We start from the raw sequence: 17,262 nt of genomic DNA, 5'->3' as shown, positions 1-17,262 counted from the left end.
CTTCGCTACGCTTCGGAAGCGCTCGAACCGTCCCCATGCTCTCCGCTAACTTTTAGTTTACGCTGTAGTACTAAGTACAATGATGTTTCACCTTGAAACATTGTTTAATTCAATATTTAACAGGTTACATATTAATTATTTGCAGCAATGGAACAGCAGAAAGCAGCAAAATCATAATTAAACTAAATAGCCAATTTGAGCGGGCCACCTCAAAAGAAGACTGACGTGATAAGCTGGACATGATCAAGGTTACCCCGGTAAACGGGGAAACAATTACACCCGCAGCCCATCCGCCAATAATGACTAAAGATAAAAGATGAGGAGATATACCCATCAGGTCCGGTTTTAACGAAGCGCTGTAAGCCATAGCTGTTATCATTGGCGTAATTCCAACAACAGATAACAATACAATTGATGAAACAATAAAGAAACAAAGAAAATATAAATTCACTCCCAAGTAATCACGAAAAAGCAATGACACTTGATCGCTATAATCTGAGGACAACATTGCTGCCGTCAAAAAGCCGGCCCCGATAAATATAGCCACTTCCGAGGTAAACCTTGGCAAGGTATTCTCCATATAATCAAGGTAAGCCGGCAATATTGACTTTGCCCTGCGCAAAGAACACAACCACAAAACAGGAAAGACAAGTGCCAGCACAGGTACGGCATGAAGAACGGTAATCGATGTTTTAGTTGCAATATAAATAATTGAGCCTAAAAAAGCCAGGCAAAAAAAGATCAGCTCAGCAATTTTTCGGCCGTTAAGCTGTTGATTAATTGGCGGCACATGACAATCCGGAGTGCTTTTGTCAAACATGATATAAACAAGCCATCCCACCAATAAAGTTAAAATGGTAAAAAATATACCCACCCTGGCAAACTCGGCCCAGGATACCTGCAAATAATGGGTAACCAGAGCGACAGAGATCATATTGGGCGACCAAAAAATTGAAGCGCTAAAGCCCCTTAAAATTGCCGCCGGCACTTTCTTGAACTCTTGCGGCAACTTTCCATGAATTATAAGCTGATAAACAACCGGTATTGCACCCATGTTCATTAATGCGCCGAAAAAATGGCATAATAACGCAGGGACCCAATAAATTCGGTGCTTATTATTCATATACTTATTTACTAAAGCATCCAAAACCTCGTAGTATCCACCATATCTTAAAGGAATACCGAAAGCAGGTACAAGAATCAACAAAGTAATTAAGTTCGCATTTTGGGATAATGAGTTGATCCAAAGATTGGAATCCGCACCCGAATTAGTAAGAACCACAGCTCCCGCTACTAACAAAATTAACGTAAGGACACGCGCATTCCCCTTGGCGAAAGGAAGACATACCAATAGGCACAGCACGCTGATTCCGCTTAATGTATAATTTAAAAAATTGTTCTGTAGTACCGTATTTAGCAGGTAAACCATTGCCAATCCAGCAAAAACAATAGACCTGGTCCTGGTAATCAAGCCGCTAGTATTAATATTCATTCACCTTTTTTCTGTAGTCTTTACCTTAAATGTAATACCATAAAATATAATAAATATTGCAAAAATAATGCCTATTGGGTTTTTAAGCTTTCTAAGCATTGTTCTTGAAAACCGTTTCATAAATAATGGATTACGGTTTCAATGTGAAAGTAATACTAGCTAAGATGTTATTCAGGCACAATAGCGTAAATATCCTGTTCACCGGACAGCCGCCGCGCCAGCTCGTCAACCTTTTCCCCGTTGATAACCAAATCAGGGCATATGTCTGCCAGCGGCACCACCACAAAAGCACGCTGGTGCATTCTGGGATGAGGGACTTCCAGGTCCGGCTCATGAATCAATTCATTGCCATAAAGCAATAGGTCAAGATCTATTGTGCGCGGACCCCAGCGTATCAATCTGACTCTGCCAAGTTTGTTTTCTATTGCCTGCAATTTTTCCAACAATGCTTTAGGGGAGAGAGTTGTATATATTGCGGCCACGGTATTGATAAAATAGTCTTGCTCAGTGTACCCCACCGGTGCAGTGCGATAAAAAGGAGCCCGGGACGCAACAGAAATACCCCCGGTATTAGCCAAGAGCTTCAGCGCCTGCTTGATATTAGCTTCGGCATCTCCCATATTGGAACCAAGCCCGATGAAACAACGAATTCCTTCCGCCGGCATTAGTTTTCCTCCATTGTCTCTCTTGACCTTTTAATTTCCACTCCCATATAGCCAAAATGTCCCGGTACCGGTGCTCCCGGTTTTTTTACCCGTACCAGCACTTCGCGCAACAAAAACCCGTCCAATAGCCGGTCGGCAATTCTCTCTGCCACCGCCTCAATCAGGTTGCAGGGACGGCCTGTGACCACCCGCCGCACAACTTCATATACGTCGGCGTAGCTAACAGTCATTTCAGGATCATCGCTCTCCCCGGCCACCCGCAAATCCAGGCCAAGCTCAACATCCACCACGAAAGTTTGTCCCAAATCTCTCTCCTGTTGGAGCACTCCGTGATACCCGTAAAAGGACATTTCTTTCATAATAATTTTATCCATGATCATACCCCATTTCAGTGGCTCGCATGGCGCACTATGGCATCAGTCATTCTGGATATCCGAACCATTTCCTTGACATCATGAACCCTGACAATGTCCACTCCGGCAGCTATACCCAGGGCAACAGTGGCCCCGGTTCCTTCAACCCGCTGATCCGGCGGCAAATCCAATGTTTTTCCGATCATCGACTTGCGTGAAGTTCCCAATAAAACCGGCAGTCCCAGGCAATCCAATTCTTTAAGCCGCCGCATCGCCTCTATGTTTTGTTCCACTGTTTTACCAAAGCCGATCCCCGGGTCAACAATAATGTTATTACGTTCTACCCCTGCTTTAAGCGCTATATCCATGCTTTCCCGGAAAAACCGGATCATATCGCCCATCAGGTCATGGTAATCCGTACCGTTTTGGTTGTGCATCATCACCAGAGGAGCCCCGTATTCGGCTACCACACCGGCCATCCGAGGATCCGCCCTGAGCGACCACTGATCATTGATAATATGGGCTCCCTCCTCCAGAGCAACGCGCGCAACTTCGGCCTTGGTGGTATCAATACTTATAGGAACATCAAACTCTTGAACCAATACTTTGATTACAGGAGTAATCCGTCTGATCTCTTCATCCACACTGATCGGCTCATATCCCGGATGGGTTGATTCACCGCCGAGGTCGATAATATCCGCTCCTTCATCCACCATGCGCCTGGCCTGCTCAACTGCGCTTTCAAGGTTATTAAACTTACCACCGTCGGAAAACGAATCGGGTGTCACGTTAAGAATCCCCATAACCAGGGTCCGCTCACCCAGTACCAGGTGTTTACCGCGGCATTCGAGCGTGCGAACCTTACGCCCCCTGAGGTTAACCAACGTCTCTTCCAGTTGTTCAGCCAGCCGTGCCAGTCTGAAGGGCTGCAGGCGCAGCTTTTTAATAGCGGCCCGGAATTGCTTTTCAGTGCCAATTAGTAAAATGTCGGTCTTTTCTATGGAAGCATCCACACACCCCCTGGCCACAGCGGCGTCACCGCCCTTGCCCAGCATCTCTTGTTTTAAAATGTTGGCCTGTTTGGGAGTAAGATCATACACCTTAAACAAATAATGAAACGCTTTAGGAGCCATAACCCCGGCCCCGCCCCCGTCTACCCCGATTTTTTTAAATTCTTCCAATACCTCTTCCCGGTTGGAAATTACTATGTTATGTAAATTAAAAGACACTGCTTGCCCCCCCTGGTTTACTTTAATATAATAGTTTGCCTGCTGTTTCCATGCGGTCCACCTTGTAACACTCAGCCCTGGCTTTACAGTGATAACACGGGCGCGAGAGATCATCGGCCCTGGCCATATAACGTCCAAGCAAACTGATTGATTCTTCGTCCCCGGCCCGGTGCTCGCGAATGGCGGTTAAAATAATAGTCTTTTCCCGGTCATCAAACCCCGACCTGTCCAGCACAGGCCCGGCTAAACGCGCCCCTGCCGCGGCATGGTCCTCTCCCGTTTCATATTCCAACCAACGGGCTAAATCATGCAGCAAGCCGGCAGCATAAATAATCTCCCTGGTGAGTGCGGCTTTGCCGGGTATGTTCCGGCGGGCATCCTCCAGCACCAGCATATTAGTTATACGGGCCACGTCAAGCATGTGCTGCAGGTCATGACGGCAAAATAGCCGGTTAATTTCCGCTGCGGCATTACGTTCCAGGCATTCCCTGTAAAAATTGTCATTCATCAGCTTGCCCACCCGGTGCAATCTATCACCTTCTGACAATATGCCATTTTTTCTGATAATAACATAGAAGCTTAATCAGTAACAAGCTGTCAAGTACTTTTGGGTATACGACCATACCGCAAAAAAAAGCCTCCCGGCGCGGATTGCGCAGGAGACTATTAAATATTTCCCTCAACCTCATGGTTCGGCCCCCAAGCTATAAACCCATTTTCCTATTTTTTCATTTTCAGTAATATAAGCTCCCTGACACTATTAAGCACAACCCGATCAGACACCTGTATCATCAGCCACAGTGTGCCGTTAAAAGGCCTGGCTTCCCTCATAGTCTCCAATACAGAAGCATCCAGCCGGCTGGACATGGCCTCAATTAGAGAGACCATATCCAGGGTAACCACCACAAGGGCCACAAACCCCTCCAGCTCCGGGTACAGTGTGCACAAAGACTTGCCTGATTTCTGGTACTTCACGTTCCAGCCAGGCTTGGCAGAGCACTTGCTGTAAGTTATTTTGGGCACGACCTTAAAACTTTGCCGGATAAATGCATTCATCTCCTGCCACAGGCCCCGGGCGGGCTCAGTTATGTAGGCGGCTATTTCATCATATACCGGCGCATGGCGGGCATCAAGAATCAGATCCCGTTCATCCATATAATAATCTCCCTTACCATTTATTAAGATTATCTTTGGGTATCAAGGAGACGGAGGCATTGTCATTTTCATTTGAATGAATCAAAGAATTTCTTCAAGTCCTCTTTTGTTGCCCTGCTCAAGTTGTGCCACCTGATGCCCTGAATGGCGCCTTCAAGGCCACAGAGAGAACTAAAGCAGGTGTCTCCTTCAAATAACCGCAGTTTGATAAAAGCTTCTTTGCTCCCTACTTTCATCAGTGTTTCAACATCATTGATTTCCACCGCGGCAAGCCTTTTTTCCATGGTCTTGCCTATGTTGGGCAGCCTAACCAAATCAGACATACCAATCCCCACTTTACATAAGCTTTAAAATTTCCCTTTTTGCTTTTTTGTCAAGAATTTCACCCGTCATGGCATTACTGATATAAATATCAATTTTATCAGCCGGCTCCTGTTTTTTGATGGCAATCAATACATTAAGAATATCCAAAAGCAGTATTTTTCTCTGTGTCTCTTTGCGTTTCATTATTTCTATGGACACCAGTTTGTGTGCAATCTTCGCACAAAGGTGCCTTTTATAGGGGACCACCTTGCACAAACTCTGGATGCATTGGCGAACAGTTATTGGCTTCTCATCATCGCAAAACGAAAGGAGAAAATCAATGGCTTCATCAAACCTGCCTTCTTTATCCCACTTTGCATTTTCAGCCATTAGCATAAGACCTATGCTGCGCTGGTATGAATTGGAGCTGTGCAATTTATTCAAAAAAACATCCCAATACGGATAAACATCGTTATGCTCCCGCGACCTTTCCTGTAAAAGTAAAAACGAACTGTATCTGATAGTGTCATCTTTTTCGCCAAGCCATTTGATTAGCTGATCGATGTCGTCGGCGTGAAGTGAATCAGCTAACCATGACAGATTATTTATTTCATAAGACAACATCTTTTCAATAGTAATCATACTCATCACTCATTTGTAAATCAGATTCTTCCCACCGGGTGCCGGAGCACCGTTTTCATGCTCTCTAGCATTCATTGCAATATGATCCGCATTTATTGATCATTGAGATAGCATCCTGCTTTTTTAGTTAATAATATCACAGCAAACCTGACAGCAGTGTGTCATGTTTGGTACACCTTGCCAATTCTTTCGGCAATGCCTTTTATCTTATGTTCTAAAATATAACACCTATATTTAAGGTTTTTCGGCCTTTAGAGCCCAAAAGCAACTTTTCTGGTATAATTAAACTATGATAAAAAAACTTTACCATTGAACGGTATGAAAAAAAGTTGAAATTAAGCAAGCCGGTGCTGGATAATTTCTATGTTTGGCTAAAGAAACAGCAGCAATAGTCCCTGCCTAAAAGCACTTTTGGGCAGGGACTATTGCCTAAATCAATGAGAAAACCTGAATAACTATACCACTATTTACTATTTTCTCCTTATATAAAAGTGTGCTCGTTTTTATGCTTACAGTAAGGAGGACTAACTTTATGGATCCATTCTTAAAAAAGCTATTGGGAGAGATGTTACTCCCCGCGCCGGAGGATGTAAATGCATATTTCGGTGATCAGATAGCTATTTTTATACCCAAAGTTAACATATATCTCGAATCCACCCATGTACACGGAGGTTATCAGTTTCTCGTTCCATTAACGACATCTTTTCCCTTCCAGGTAGAGAAAAAAACTATTATTTTAGAGCAAAATAAATTTTTTCCCTTTAATCCCGAACAAATTCATCGGGCAGCTAATAGGAACATGGACCTGCGCTTTTTGGCTATATTCATAGATAAAGAATATTTGCATGAAACCTCTAATTCAGTTTATGGACAAAGAAACATTTTATTTGAAAATTCCAATATTGAATTGGATGCTAATACGCAAAATCTAATCCGAATGTTCATAGAGGAGTCACGTAACTGTCAGGCTGGACATGATTTTATACTGCAAAGCCTGAGTTTGAACATCACCATTAACCTTTTGCGTCAGGTGAAAAGTAATCTCCCTTCGGTAACCGGTCGACGGTATACAGAGAACCAAAGTATCCACAAGGCTGTCGATTTCCTGTGGGAATGCTATAAAGAAGACTTTTCTCTGCACGATGTGGCCAGGGTAGCCAATCTAAGTGCCAACCAATTGATCCGCTCTTTTAAACAAGAAACCGGGAAAACTCCCTTTGATTATTTGTTGGATATCAAAATACAAAGAGCCAAAGAAATGTTGAGACTAAAACAACGGACGGTTACAGAAATCTGTTATGCCTGCGGTTTTAATAATCTTAGTCATTTTACAACCGTATTCAAAAGAAAAGTGGGTGTTTCGCCATCCAAATACCGGCAGTTCATTTTGGGAATTTTATGATCACAGCAAAATTACTGGTGATAAAACCAAAGACTTATGGAGTTAAATGTACTAAATTTAATGCAAAATAAGGAGGTGCATTAAATTTATGGAAGCTCAACAGATGGTGACTATTGCGCAGGGGGCGCAAGATGCTGTAATTAATCTCCCGATGGAGTCCATCGACTTGGCGACTTGGTTCTTTACACTCAAGGATGAGGAATATGCAGCATGTTCTTCCGGTCACAACGGCATGGTACAGGGCCGTTTGCCAAATGGTAATCGTGTATCAGTAAGTGTCGAGACAATCGGTGGCGATTTTATTGTGAACAATTTTATTGAAGACGTCTCGCGCCGTGATTACGTGCGAGCCGTATCCTTTACCGTCGCATGGACCGGGGGGGAAGATGAAGTTTACATGGCACCGCTTAAGATTACATGGGAACTGAAGCTCACTTCTGAGTCCGCACAATCGTGTATGTTGACCTCTAGCCTCACGGCAGAGACGGCAGATATGAAATTATTATCAATGCTTCAGGAACCCTCGCCCAGTAGTTCTGATCCGCTGCAAGAGCATTTCATCGCGGAAACCCCCCGTTTTGCGGCAGACATAGAAAGGAAAGCACGGATGGGAATCTTTGATTAGTGACTTACACCATCTATTGCGCAATTTTGGGGGTTTTTGTTATTTGCACTAACAGCCTTCCCCTACGGAAGACGAGCTGGTAGAGCTGGGATTTGCTGTTGCCGGGGAAAATTGTCCCGGGAACAAATTGTACGCTGGATAAAAACAGGGCTAAATAGCCAGGCAGGGTATTTTTTATATGACGAGATCATCCCCAAAAAGGAAAACAGCTTGCAAAGGGTAGCATTTTACGCTAAAAGGCAGTCTTTCTTCACTCTTCAACTCGGCAGATATTCCGGGCAAATAAGGAAAGTGCCCAATAGATTTGGGCACTTTATAACAATTAGTATATACAGGAGATAGCAGGACAACTTGTTCAATGTTACTCCGCTTCCCGAAGCCTCTCCACAATGCTTTGCCTGTTGACCCCGTGATAAGCCGCATATGGTATGACGGCGGACAGTGTCAAAAGTACCGGATAGGAAATAAGCAGCGGCGCGATAACGAACTTATAACTGAAAAACCACAAGCCGCCAACAACTCCCCTGATTATGATAAAGGAAAACAGTATGCCAAAGGCAAAAGATAATACAATGGCAGCCAGTGCGTAGAACAGACCTTCATAAATCAAAAGCTTATGCAGTTGCTTACCGGTCATGCCGATACTCTGCAGCATGGCGAATTCCTGCCGCCGCGCAATGATGCTCGTGAGCATGGAATTGATGAAGTTCAGGATACCGATAAGCCCTATGATTACGCAGAGGGCACCGCCCACCGTCAGCAGCATGTTTTGCAGTTTCCCACATTCGTCCGCATAAGACTGCTTCGATTCATAATCCATCGCAGGCTCGATATTTTCGGTGTAATTCTTTACAAATTCCTCCATAGCGGAGGTATGGGCGTCGTCCACATTGAACTGATAGCTCATGACCGTGGCATACGGTACAATCGAACAGAACTCCGATGCCGGCAGGTAAAAGCCGAAATCCCCCCAGTACCGCACATGGTTTGCGTAGCCCATCCTGCACTTCGCCATAACTTGATATTCATGCGTACCGCTCCCGGTGGTAATCGTAACCCTGTCTCCGATGGCATAATGATCTTCGTCCCATTGAATATTCCCGTTATCATCATCCGGCAGACCCTCAATGATATATTGGCCTGTTTTGAATTGGTCACGATCCAGCTTGCCTTCCACGATATCCAACTGGGAAAGCGGAAAATCCTCCAGTCCGAACAACTGCAAGTGCTGGTTCTCGCCAAACGACGGATTTAAAAGCCCGGAGGTATCACCAGTATATTGAATGATGCTTTTGCCCAGATTATAATAAAGCCTGCCGCCGCCTTCAAAACCCTCCTGTGACGATACTACGTTAATAAAACGTTCGCTCAGGGCATCGTCCTCCGAGTGAAAACCGTTTAGAACATTAAAATAATTTGCGTTTCCGATGAGGAAATCGGTTTGAACGAATTTGTTTAAATATTTGTCCAGGTCAAAGCCGTTTGAAACTGTATACACCGAATTGAGCAGAATCAGGCTCAGCGACATGGAGATCACGACGATCACTGTTTTCTTTTTATCCCGCCCCAGGTTGGCAAGAGCCATTTTATACAGCTTTGCTCCGTTTACAGATTCTTTTGCCGCCCGTTTCGGGTTACTATTGATCCCAGTATAACGCACCGCCTCCACGGGAGAGACTTTGGCTGCGATTCTTCCCGGCCTGTGGCAGCTTAAGCTTACGGTAATCAAAGAAAAGGCGGCGGCGCCCAGAAATATGTATGGACTTGCCGAAACGCTTGCCTGCCCGCTGTAAGCCGACACGCTCACCACCAGCGGCAGAAGGACGACACCAAGCAAATACCCGATTACAAGGCCGATGGGAATACCGATAATGGACAGCAGAAAAGCCTGTCTCCTGATCATGCGTTGATTTCCCGCTTCCGGATGTACCTACAACCGACACAAATTCTCCATTTTCTATCGAAAGGGTTATCCCGTCCAGCGCCTTGATAAGATTAGGCCCGCTTCCGTAAAGCTTTATAAGGTCTTTCGTTTGCAGTAGGGTCATGATGAATTCCTCCACAAGAAATAGTCTATACATCTAATCTGTATAGACTATAACATTTGATTCTTTCAAGGTCCTTTCTGAAATATAACAAAATTGCAAGATTTATGTCTTCTCTTTACTGTTTGGCAAGAAAACCCAAAACACCGAGCCTTTTCCCGGCTCGGATGCAACCTTTATATATCCGCCCCCGGCTGTAATGATTTCCCTGGCCAGGTAAAGTCCGATCCCGACGCCTTCATAGCGGCTGACTTTCGGAGAGCGGTAAAATCTTTGAAAGATGCGGTTGACCTCCCCTTTTTCAATACCGATCCCATTATCTTCAATATTAATCCGGGTAAATAGCTCATAACCGGTCGTCGATATGGAGATTGTTCCGCCGGTCGGCGTATATTTTACCGCGTTGTCCAGAATGTTTATCATGGCTTCCTCCGTCCATTTCAAGTCAAAGCAGGTTTCAATATTCCTGTTAAACTTTATGTTTAAAGTGATGTTTTTTTCATCCGCTTTGGTCTTGATTGCATGAACCGAAGTTGTTATCAGTTCTGCTACAGACGAGGGTTGCGGGTTTACGCTGATAATTCCAGTCTCAAGCCGGGAGGTTTTAACCAGAGCCTGGATCAAAAAGCTCAGTTTTCCCGACTGAGAAGCGATCTCATTCACAAGTTTCCGCGCCTGCTCCGGCATCCCCTCCTGCTCCTGTAAAAGCTGGGCGTAAAGAAGGATATTGGAGATCGGCATTTTGGTCTGATGGGAGGGATTCTACAGCAGTGTTACATTAATTATGGTCCAATTCAAGATACTCAGTAAAAAACCTTACAATTGTTTTTAGGCTGAAGTTTTGGCTGGCAATCTGTCCGCTGCTGTCATGCACAGTGAAGATTATAATGCTTGTTCCCACTGAAGACGGAGTACCGCTAATTACTCCCGATAAGTGTGAAGCATACTTATAGACCCGGAAACTCAAATGTATTAAGATAAAAAGTAATAAATTATGCAACTGCGCCGACCTCACAAGCTGCTTAGCTGATTTAATGTTGCCTGCATCTTACGCCTAAACGTAATTTTTTAGAATTTGGAGGGGAAGAAATGCAGAAGGATTTAGTATTAGCCAATCAGGATATAAATAATTATTTAAAAAACTCTGAGATTATCGATTTTGAATCTCCGGAAATTCAGGATATTGCCAACAACTTAACTCAAGGAAATTTTGATGAAACAGTGATAGCAAAAAAGGCGTTTGAATTTGTACGTGATAATATTGCTCATTCAGCCGATATTAATGGCGATGTTGTAACATATAAAGCTTCAGAGGTATTAAAACATAGACAGGGAATATGCTATGCCAAATCACATTTATTAGCTGCGATTCTAAGGCGTTTAGGCATACCAACGGGTTTTTGTTACCAGAAATTACTCCTGGACGATAAGGGAAAACGGCGGCTGATTATCCATGGACTGAATGCGGTTTTTCTAAAAAGCATAAATAAGTGGATTAGAGTTGATGCCCGGGGCAATAAAGAAGGTGTTAATGCAGAGTTTTGCCTGGACAAAGAAAAATTGGCCTTTCCAATAAGAAGGGAACTGGGCGAAGAGGATATTTTAGTAATTTATGCCACTCCCAATAGCAATGTATTAGATGCATTAAAAAGCAGTCAAAATGTTGCTGAATTAATTAACAATCTACCATCGGATTTATAGTTTAAATAATTCCAGTAAGTCTACATTCTTTGCCTTTTCACCACGTCCCGTTGACACCAAGCAGGAGAGCTTAAAAAACTTTTTTCAGTTTTGGAGTATTAAAGATGATTCTGGCCAACGCGGATATTGAAAGATAAATAAGGATGATGGAACTCAATGTCCCCAAATAATATTTTTGATGGTTTCATTTCGAAGCAGAGCCTTGCAAGTTTTACATATGACCGAAAGCTTTATATGGAGTTCAAGCCGTGCAGGCCACTGCGAAAATTCATCCATTGCTATTGGGTCTTGCCTGTTGAGTCTGGCTATATCCCAACATCTGTGGGCAGTAAAGAAATTGTCGTGCCGGACGGATGTATGGATATTATCTTTGATATAGATAATGTTACATTTGAGTATTCAAACATTGTTGTTGGTATTGCGGAAAAGCCTATTACCGTATCTTCTTTTAAAAAGGGCATACAAACATACGGAGTGCGTTTTTATCCGGCTGGTGCTTATCCTCTTTTTAGGTTACCTATGTATGAATTTGCGGATTCATGGACAGTGTTGGGTGAAGTGTTAAAAAGGTCCGAACGTGATCTTGCAGAAATATTTATCTCAAGCCTCGATCTTAATTGCAAACTAAAATGGCTGGATTCATTCTTTTTCAGAATCTATTCAAATTTTGAACAAAATAATGTGGTAATGAATACGCTTGATCGTATTATAGCCTCTGGTAGCGCAATCAGTGTTAAAGAACTTGCAAGAAGAGAGATTGTTAGTGAGAGGCACCTGGCAAGGCTTTTTAAACAGTGGGTTGGGCAGTCGCCCAAAACATTCGCAAGAGTTGTAAGATTCCAGATCATGCTTGAGATGCTCCGGAGGGAAAAAATGATGAATACAGCGAGACTAGCCGCACAATGCGGGTATTACGACCAATCACACTTTATTGGCGAGTTTAAGACCTTTAGCGGAAAACTGCCTTCGGATTATATGGAAATTTTGTAGTATGTCCGATTTTTACAATACGTTTTATGTGATATGTAATATAATTCCGGGTAATACGAGGAGGGATGGAGATGAAAATTGAATTACCCATAATGCCGCCGAGGAATGTTAAAGAGGCCTGGGAAGGCCAGTTTTCCGTTTTTTCCTGGTACAATTTTGTTATCAACGTACCTTCTGCAGTTTTTATTGTAACTACACTTAAGGAAAACGGACATGCCAATGCCCAGCTCAATGCTTGGGGAATGTTGATTGGCTCCGGGAAAGAGCCAAAGTTTTTATTCCAGGTTTTGAATAATTCCGATACTTATAGGTTGGTTAAAAAGAATAAGGAATTTGTTATTAGCTATCCTTCTTTGAGTCTGCATGAGAAGTTCATGAAAACCACTACTCATTTTGAAGATAAAGCTGATGAACTTCTTGCATCCGGCTTAACTCATGAGAATTCCAAAATTGTTCAGGTGCCCAGGGTTAAAGAGTGTTTTGCCAGTCTTGAATGTAAGCTGGATTGGGTTCAAGATGTGGAGAGTGAAGAAAAAATCAATGCCATTATCCAAGGAAGTATAGTCAATGCGGCTATTGATGAAGCCGTTCTGTATGATGACATCAAAGAATCCCACATAAAAAGAGAGTTTGGGTGCATCCTGTCGGAGGTGCTTAACCCGGTAACCGGGGTTAGTCTGGGAAACTATGGGTTGGCTGCATTGGACATGAAGAATTGCGTAGAGTGCTAGTAACAAGAAACGTATTGCGGGAACGGGGTTGTTGACAACACCATGCTGCCCACAACCTCGTCCTCTTGACACCGTTTATGGAATTAGCTTGGAACAATATTCAATAATCTCCCTTCTTCTAACAATACCGATAAATACATCATCATCATCTACAACCGGTATGAAATTTTGTTCAATCGCCCGGCCAATCAATTCCTCCATGGTGGCATTGATACTGACAGGCAGGTTTTTCATCCGCTGGGGTACTTGCTTTAAAGAGACCTTAGCAGTATTGTCAAAAGTTAAGCCGGGATTATTTTTAATTTTCCAGAGCAGGTCTCCTTCTGTTATAGTTCCCGCATATTTACCTAGCTCATCAATTATAGGAATCGCCGTATAGCGGTGATACTCCATTTTCTCCAATGCCTGACGCATGGTGGCATTCTTGTCTAAGAAAACTACATCCTGCTTTGGAATAACAAAGAAAGCAACGGTTGTCATCAATCTTCGCCTCCTTCAAAAAAGTCAAAAGGACCTCTTGCAAGGCAAGGAACCCGGCGAGCAAGAAGTTAATACTCCGATAAAAATAATCCTGCTGCTAGTAAAATAATAAATTAATTATTATTTTACGCACACTTTTTGACCTTTTGACCTTCCAGAAAAAAAATAATTAATTATTAAGACGAAGAAACACTCAAAATTGTTCCCCTATCTACTTTTCCACTTTTCCAATCCCCTGCTTTAGATAGTTTTCGGCCAGGGCCACATAGGCATTGGCACTCTGTTCCACCCACCAGAGGGAATTACCGGAAAGCTCTTTTTTTGGTTTAGCGGGGGTCCCGGCTGCAAGATACCGGTCGGGAATCTGTGTGCCGTCAGTTACCACGCTGCCCGCAGCGATCATCGCCTGTTCTCCTACCACTGCGTTATCCAGAATAACCGCGTTCATACCGATGATGCAGCCTTTTTTTAAGGTACAATTATGCAGCACCGCGCCGTGGGCCACAGTTACTCCTTCCTCAATGACGGTTTGCCCGCCAGGCAGCATATGCACTACTACATTGTCCTGAATGCTGCTGCCCGGCCCAACTACGATTTTGCCGAAGTCAGCCCTTAGTTGGGCTCCGAACCAAATGCTGGCCTCATCTTCCACTGTAACATCACCAATTAAGGTTTGGCGCAACAAATGCTTTTTCAGAAACCTTTGGTTTTTTTCCGTTTAATTCAATTAGCATCTAGCCTACCTCCTGATAGATATTCTATCAATACCGGCTGACCGGTTTGTTATTTATAATATATTTTATTTTAAAAATTCTGTCAATGAGGGCTTGGTTTGACATATAAAAACCCAAAACAGGGACACAGCTTCAATAAGCAAAATAAAAAGAGGGGATAGGTCCCCTCCCAATATCTTTTACTCATTTACCTTTTTATTTTGTCTTTTCTGCCAGCGGCAGCCAAATGGTTCACCGTCTGAATTTACCCTGAAAACTTCATCACTCTGACAATCCGGGCAGGTCATTTCCGCCCCCCTGACTCCCGTGCCACAGGGCATTTGAAATTGTTTATTGCATTTAAAGCACTTGAAATTGCGAACAACAACCTCAAAATTCCCGCCCTCTACCCGAATGGCTTTACCGTTTACCAAAGCCTCGGCCACCTTTGAACGGGCTGAAGATAAAATACGGTGATAAGTGGGGCGGGACACCCCCATTTTTTCGGCGCAGCCTTCCTGTTCCAGTCCCAGCAGGTCTTTTAGCCTTATTGCCTCAAGCTCTTCTACTGTCAACTGGACTTCTTCCAGCTCGGCCAACGGAACTCCGGCAGGTTTAAAAAAAGTTAATTCGGGCATAAATTCAACTCTACGACATTTTGGCGGTCGAGACATTATTAAGCACTCCAATCTATCAGAAAAAATTAAAAAGTATAAAATTATATAATTCTATTATCACCATTTTTTCTCCTGCTCATATTTAAAAATATTATTTATAAATTAAAAAGGGACCTCCTTTTTTTAGGAAGTCCCCTTAATTTTGAATTATTTTTTAGAACAGGCCCAGAACTTTTCCGGTTTCGGTATCTACATCGATTCTCCGGTAAGCCGGGTCGGAGCTGGTACCGGGCATCAGGCTGATGGTGCCAGCCATCGGGCAAAGGAACTTGGCTCCGGCATAGATCAAGACGTCACGGATGGGCAGAGTCCAGCCTTTGGGCACACCTTTGAGAGTGGGGTCATGGGTCAGGCTCAGGTGAGTCTTAACCATCATTGTGGCAAAATCTTTATAGGCGGGATTCTCTTCAAACATTTTAGCCTTGGCTTCGGCTTCAGCTGACCAGCTTACGCCGTCAGCGCCGTAAACTTCTTTGGCGATCATTTCAACACGCTGGCGCAGAGGCAATTCCAACGGATAGAGGAACTTGAAGTTAACTTCATCGTTACATGCATCGATAACGGCGTCGGCCAGTTCCAGCGCACCTTCGCCACCCTTGGCCCAGTGCTCGGACAGAGCACAACGGGCGCCGGCTGCTTCAGCAGCCCTGCGGACAACGGCAATTTCGTCCTTGGTGTCGGTATGGAAAGCGTTAATGCAGACAACCGGGTTGATGCCGGCTTTCCGGATGGTATTGATATGGTGCACCAGGTTTTCGCAACCCTTTTCAACCAGCCCGACGTTCTCCTTGATATACTCTTCGGGCAGAGGACGGCCGGCGACAACTTTGGGGCCGCCACCGTGCATCTTGAGGGCCCTGATGGTGGCTGTAAGCACGGAAACGTTGGGAATATGACCGCTGAAACGGCACTTAACGTTCCAGAATTTTTCGAATCCGATGTCTGCTGCGAATCCGCTCTCAGTGATGTGGTAATCGAACATCTTCAGAGCAATACGGTCGGCGATAATGGAGGACTGGCCGATGGCAATGTTGGCAAACGGACCGGCATGTACCAGCACAGGCTGGTATTCAGCAGTGCTCATCAGAGTCGGGTTAATGGCATTACGCATGAAAGCGGTCATGGCGCCGGCCACTTCCAGGTCCTCGGTGGTTACAGGATTGCCCTTCTTATCGTAAGCAACAATAATTCTGCCAATGCGCTCACGCAGGTCTTTCAAGTCAGTGGCAACGGCAAGAATGGCCATAATTTCGGAGCTAACGGCAATACCGAATCTAGACTGCATCATATAGCCGTCCATTTTGCCGCCGATACCGATAACAATGTTACGCAGTGCCTGGGCGCAAAAGTCAATGATCCAGCCAAACTGTACATTGGTGGGATCGACATCCAGGCGCTTTAAGTTACGCTTGGCCAGTTCAGCATCATCATAGTTTCTTTCGTGCTGCATCCTGGCGGTGAGCGCCACCATGCCCAGATTGTGCGCATTCATAATGTCGTTCAGATCGCCGGTGAGGCCCAGTGAAAATTCAGTCATGGGGATGGCCAGCGAATTGCCGCCGCCGGCAGCAGTGCCTTTAATGTTCATAGTGGGGCCGCCGGAGGGCTGGCGAATCGCAGCACCTACATTTACGCCTCTCATGCCAAGGCCTTCGGTTAAGCCCATGGAAGTAGTGGTTTTACCTTCGCCCAGCGGGGTTGGGGTAATAGCGGTTACCTCGATAAATTTACCATCTGGCTTGTCTTTCAGACGATCGGCAATTTTCATGAAGTCAAGCTTGCAAATCCTGCCCATGGGAATAATTTCGTCTTTTTGTAAATTAAGTTTTTCAGCCCATTCATAGGGCAGGGGCATATTTTTCTCCGCCTGCTCAGCTATTTCAAAATCCTTAAGTTTAGTTGCATCGTATGCCATTAATTATTTCCTCTCCTCTCATTGATAGTTCTTTAATAATTCTTACTATTTCCCCCCTACTTAACCCCCCTTATGGCTATTTTTTGGTTTTATTTGCACAGAAGCAAAATAATCTGCCATAAAATAATACCTAATTTCATGCAT

The 17,262-nt window shown here is 44.2% G+C and carries 19 protein-coding genes and 2 pseudogenes; 5 read left to right on the top strand and 16 right to left on the bottom strand.

Features of this window, described 5'->3' with window-relative positions; genetic code table 11:
- Positions 1-124: 124 nt before the first annotated feature.
- The 8 genes from BM056_RS17200 to BM056_RS17165 form a co-directional block, all read right to left on the bottom strand.
- On the bottom strand, positions 125-1,492 hold the full coding sequence (locus tag BM056_RS17200; RefSeq protein WP_092472679.1) for a hypothetical protein: 1,368 nt from the start codon (positions 1,490-1,492) through the stop codon (positions 125-127).
- A 167-nt stretch (positions 1,493-1,659) separates the two neighbouring features.
- Positions 1,660-2,157: a 2-amino-4-hydroxy-6-hydroxymethyldihydropteridine diphosphokinase gene (gene folK, locus BM056_RS17195; protein ID WP_092472677.1), complete on the bottom strand. Its 498-nt coding sequence runs from the start codon at positions 2,155-2,157 to the stop codon at positions 1,660-1,662.
- A complete protein-coding gene (folB, locus tag BM056_RS17190) occupies positions 2,157-2,531 on the bottom strand; it encodes a dihydroneopterin aldolase (protein WP_174549973.1) in 375 nt (124 codons plus the stop codon). The genes folK and folB overlap by 1 nt, the downstream gene beginning before the upstream one ends.
- Positions 2,532-2,545: 14 nt before the next feature.
- Complete coding sequence (gene folP, locus BM056_RS17185) at positions 2,546-3,739, bottom strand: dihydropteroate synthase (RefSeq protein ID WP_238456514.1); 1,194 nt, start codon at positions 3,737-3,739, stop codon at positions 2,546-2,548.
- Between the two features lie 22 nt (positions 3,740-3,761).
- The gene (locus BM056_RS17180; protein WP_238456513.1) at positions 3,762-4,247 is read right to left on the bottom strand and encodes an HD domain-containing protein; all 486 of its coding nucleotides are present in this window, start codon (positions 4,245-4,247) and stop codon (positions 3,762-3,764) included.
- A 212-nt stretch (positions 4,248-4,459) separates the two neighbouring features.
- Complete coding sequence (locus tag BM056_RS17175; RefSeq protein ID WP_092472671.1) at positions 4,460-4,894, bottom strand: DUF3788 domain-containing protein; 435 nt, start codon at positions 4,892-4,894, stop codon at positions 4,460-4,462.
- A 68-nt stretch (positions 4,895-4,962) separates the two neighbouring features.
- The gene (locus BM056_RS17170) at positions 4,963-5,217 is read right to left on the bottom strand and encodes a TfoX/Sxy family protein (RefSeq protein ID WP_092472669.1); all 255 of its coding nucleotides are present in this window, start codon (positions 5,215-5,217) and stop codon (positions 4,963-4,965) included.
- A 13-nt stretch (positions 5,218-5,230) separates the two neighbouring features.
- On the bottom strand, positions 5,231-5,839 hold the full coding sequence (locus tag BM056_RS17165; RefSeq protein WP_092472667.1) for a hypothetical protein: 609 nt from the start codon (positions 5,837-5,839) through the stop codon (positions 5,231-5,233).
- A 532-nt stretch (positions 5,840-6,371) separates the two neighbouring features.
- Between BM056_RS17165 and BM056_RS17160 the strand changes: the two genes are divergently transcribed.
- Complete coding sequence (locus BM056_RS17160; RefSeq protein WP_165613581.1) at positions 6,372-7,241, top strand: AraC family transcriptional regulator; 870 nt, start codon at positions 6,372-6,374, stop codon at positions 7,239-7,241.
- An 88-nt stretch (positions 7,242-7,329) separates the two neighbouring features.
- Positions 7,330-7,866 carry a hypothetical protein gene (locus BM056_RS17155; RefSeq protein ID WP_092472663.1) on the top strand — a complete coding sequence of 179 codons (537 nt, stop codon included), beginning with the start codon at positions 7,330-7,332 and terminating at the stop codon, positions 7,864-7,866.
- Positions 7,867-8,227: 361 nt separating this feature from the next.
- Here the strand turns inward: BM056_RS17155 and BM056_RS17150 are convergent, their stop codons facing one another.
- From BM056_RS17150 to BM056_RS27520, 4 genes and pseudogenes are all read right to left on the bottom strand, one after another.
- Positions 8,228-9,769: an ABC transporter permease gene (locus BM056_RS17150; protein WP_092472661.1), complete on the bottom strand. Its 1,542-nt coding sequence runs from the start codon at positions 9,767-9,769 to the stop codon at positions 8,228-8,230.
- 1 nt (position 9,770) lies between these two features.
- A pseudogene (locus BM056_RS26940) lies at positions 9,771-9,914 on the bottom strand (ABC transporter ATP-binding protein); the annotation flags it as partial.
- Positions 9,915-10,016: 102 nt separating this feature from the next.
- Entirely contained in the window at positions 10,017-10,454 is a 438-nt protein-coding gene (locus tag BM056_RS17140; protein WP_337833521.1) for a sensor histidine kinase, read from the bottom strand.
- A 51-nt stretch (positions 10,455-10,505) separates the two neighbouring features.
- Positions 10,506-10,655 (bottom strand): annotated as a pseudogene (locus BM056_RS27520) (sensor histidine kinase); the annotation flags it as partial.
- Positions 10,656-11,000: 345 nt separating this feature from the next.
- Here BM056_RS27520 and BM056_RS17130 point away from each other — a divergent pair.
- The 3 genes from BM056_RS17130 (at position 11,001) to BM056_RS17120 (ending at position 13,333) form a co-directional block, all read left to right on the top strand.
- On the top strand, positions 11,001-11,612 hold the full coding sequence (locus tag BM056_RS17130) for a transglutaminase-like domain-containing protein (RefSeq protein WP_092472655.1): 612 nt from the start codon (positions 11,001-11,003) through the stop codon (positions 11,610-11,612).
- Between the two features lie 156 nt (positions 11,613-11,768).
- A complete protein-coding gene (locus tag BM056_RS17125) occupies positions 11,769-12,602 on the top strand; it encodes a helix-turn-helix domain-containing protein (protein WP_092472652.1) in 834 nt (277 codons plus the stop codon).
- 71 nt (positions 12,603-12,673) lie between these two features.
- A complete protein-coding gene (locus BM056_RS17120; protein WP_165613578.1) occupies positions 12,674-13,333 on the top strand; it encodes a flavin reductase family protein in 660 nt (219 codons plus the stop codon).
- 75 nt (positions 13,334-13,408) lie between these two features.
- Here BM056_RS17120 and BM056_RS17115 read toward each other — a convergent pair whose 3' ends face one another.
- The 4 genes from BM056_RS17115 to BM056_RS17100 form a co-directional block, all read right to left on the bottom strand.
- A complete protein-coding gene (locus tag BM056_RS17115; protein ID WP_092472648.1) occupies positions 13,409-13,813 on the bottom strand; it encodes a CBS domain-containing protein in 405 nt (134 codons plus the stop codon).
- A gap of 211 nt (positions 13,814-14,024) precedes the next feature.
- The gene (locus tag BM056_RS17110) at positions 14,025-14,495 is read right to left on the bottom strand and encodes a gamma carbonic anhydrase family protein (protein ID WP_238456512.1); all 471 of its coding nucleotides are present in this window, start codon (positions 14,493-14,495) and stop codon (positions 14,025-14,027) included.
- Between the two features lie 231 nt (positions 14,496-14,726).
- Positions 14,727-15,200 (bottom strand): DUF134 domain-containing protein, encoded by a 474-nt coding sequence (locus tag BM056_RS17105; protein WP_092472647.1) that lies wholly within the window; start codon positions 15,198-15,200, stop codon positions 14,727-14,729.
- A gap of 157 nt (positions 15,201-15,357) precedes the next feature.
- Positions 15,358-17,118, bottom strand: coding sequence for a formate--tetrahydrofolate ligase (locus tag BM056_RS17100; protein WP_092472645.1), 1,761 nt, complete (start codon positions 17,116-17,118; stop codon positions 15,358-15,360).
- Positions 17,119-17,262 lie beyond the last annotated feature (144 nt).

The organism is Desulfotruncus arcticus DSM 17038, assembly GCF_900113335.1.
Classification (GTDB): Bacteria; Bacillota; Desulfotomaculia; order Desulfotomaculales; family Desulfallaceae; genus Desulfotruncus; species Desulfotruncus arcticus.
Note: the sequence above shows the minus strand (reverse complement) of the source record. Positions and strands in the feature narration are given on the sequence as shown.

What these genes read in the sequence shown, in the direction of transcription:
- BM056_RS17200 (WP_092472679.1), bottom strand. Translation starts at nt 1,492, where the DNA reads ATGAATATTAATACTAGCGGCTTGATTACCAGGACCAGGTCTATTGTT.
- folK (WP_092472677.1), bottom strand. Translation starts at nt 2,157, where the DNA reads ATGCCGGCGGAAGGAATTCGTTGTTTCATCGGGCTTGGTTCCAATATG.
- folB (WP_174549973.1), bottom strand. Translation starts at nt 2,531, where the DNA reads ATGGATAAAATTATTATGAAAGAAATGTCCTTTTACGGGTATCACGGA.
- BM056_RS17180 (WP_238456513.1), bottom strand. Translation starts at nt 4,247, where the DNA reads ATGAATGACAATTTTTACAGGGAATGCCTGGAACGTAATGCCGCAGCG.
- BM056_RS17175 (WP_092472671.1), bottom strand. Translation starts at nt 4,894, where the DNA reads ATGGATGAACGGGATCTGATTCTTGATGCCCGCCATGCGCCGGTATAT.
- BM056_RS17170 (WP_092472669.1), bottom strand. Translation starts at nt 5,217, where the DNA reads ATGTCTGATTTGGTTAGGCTGCCCAACATAGGCAAGACCATGGAAAAA.
- BM056_RS17165 (WP_092472667.1), bottom strand. Translation starts at nt 5,839, where the DNA reads ATGATTACTATTGAAAAGATGTTGTCTTATGAAATAAATAATCTGTCA.
- BM056_RS17160 (WP_165613581.1), top strand. Translation starts at nt 6,372, where the DNA reads ATGGATCCATTCTTAAAAAAGCTATTGGGAGAGATGTTACTCCCCGCG.
- BM056_RS17155 (WP_092472663.1), top strand. Translation starts at nt 7,330, where the DNA reads ATGGAAGCTCAACAGATGGTGACTATTGCGCAGGGGGCGCAAGATGCT.
- BM056_RS17150 (WP_092472661.1), bottom strand. Translation starts at nt 9,769, where the DNA reads ATGATCAGGAGACAGGCTTTTCTGCTGTCCATTATCGGTATTCCCATC.
- BM056_RS17130 (WP_092472655.1), top strand. Translation starts at nt 11,001, where the DNA reads ATGCAGAAGGATTTAGTATTAGCCAATCAGGATATAAATAATTATTTA.
- BM056_RS17125 (WP_092472652.1), top strand. Translation starts at nt 11,769, where the DNA reads ATGTCCCCAAATAATATTTTTGATGGTTTCATTTCGAAGCAGAGCCTT.
- BM056_RS17120 (WP_165613578.1), top strand. Translation starts at nt 12,674, where the DNA reads ATGAAAATTGAATTACCCATAATGCCGCCGAGGAATGTTAAAGAGGCC.
- BM056_RS17115 (WP_092472648.1), bottom strand. Translation starts at nt 13,813, where the DNA reads ATGACAACCGTTGCTTTCTTTGTTATTCCAAAGCAGGATGTAGTTTTC.
- BM056_RS17105 (WP_092472647.1), bottom strand. Translation starts at nt 15,200, where the DNA reads ATGTCTCGACCGCCAAAATGTCGTAGAGTTGAATTTATGCCCGAATTA.
- BM056_RS17100 (WP_092472645.1), bottom strand. Translation starts at nt 17,118, where the DNA reads ATGGCATACGATGCAACTAAACTTAAGGATTTTGAAATAGCTGAGCAG.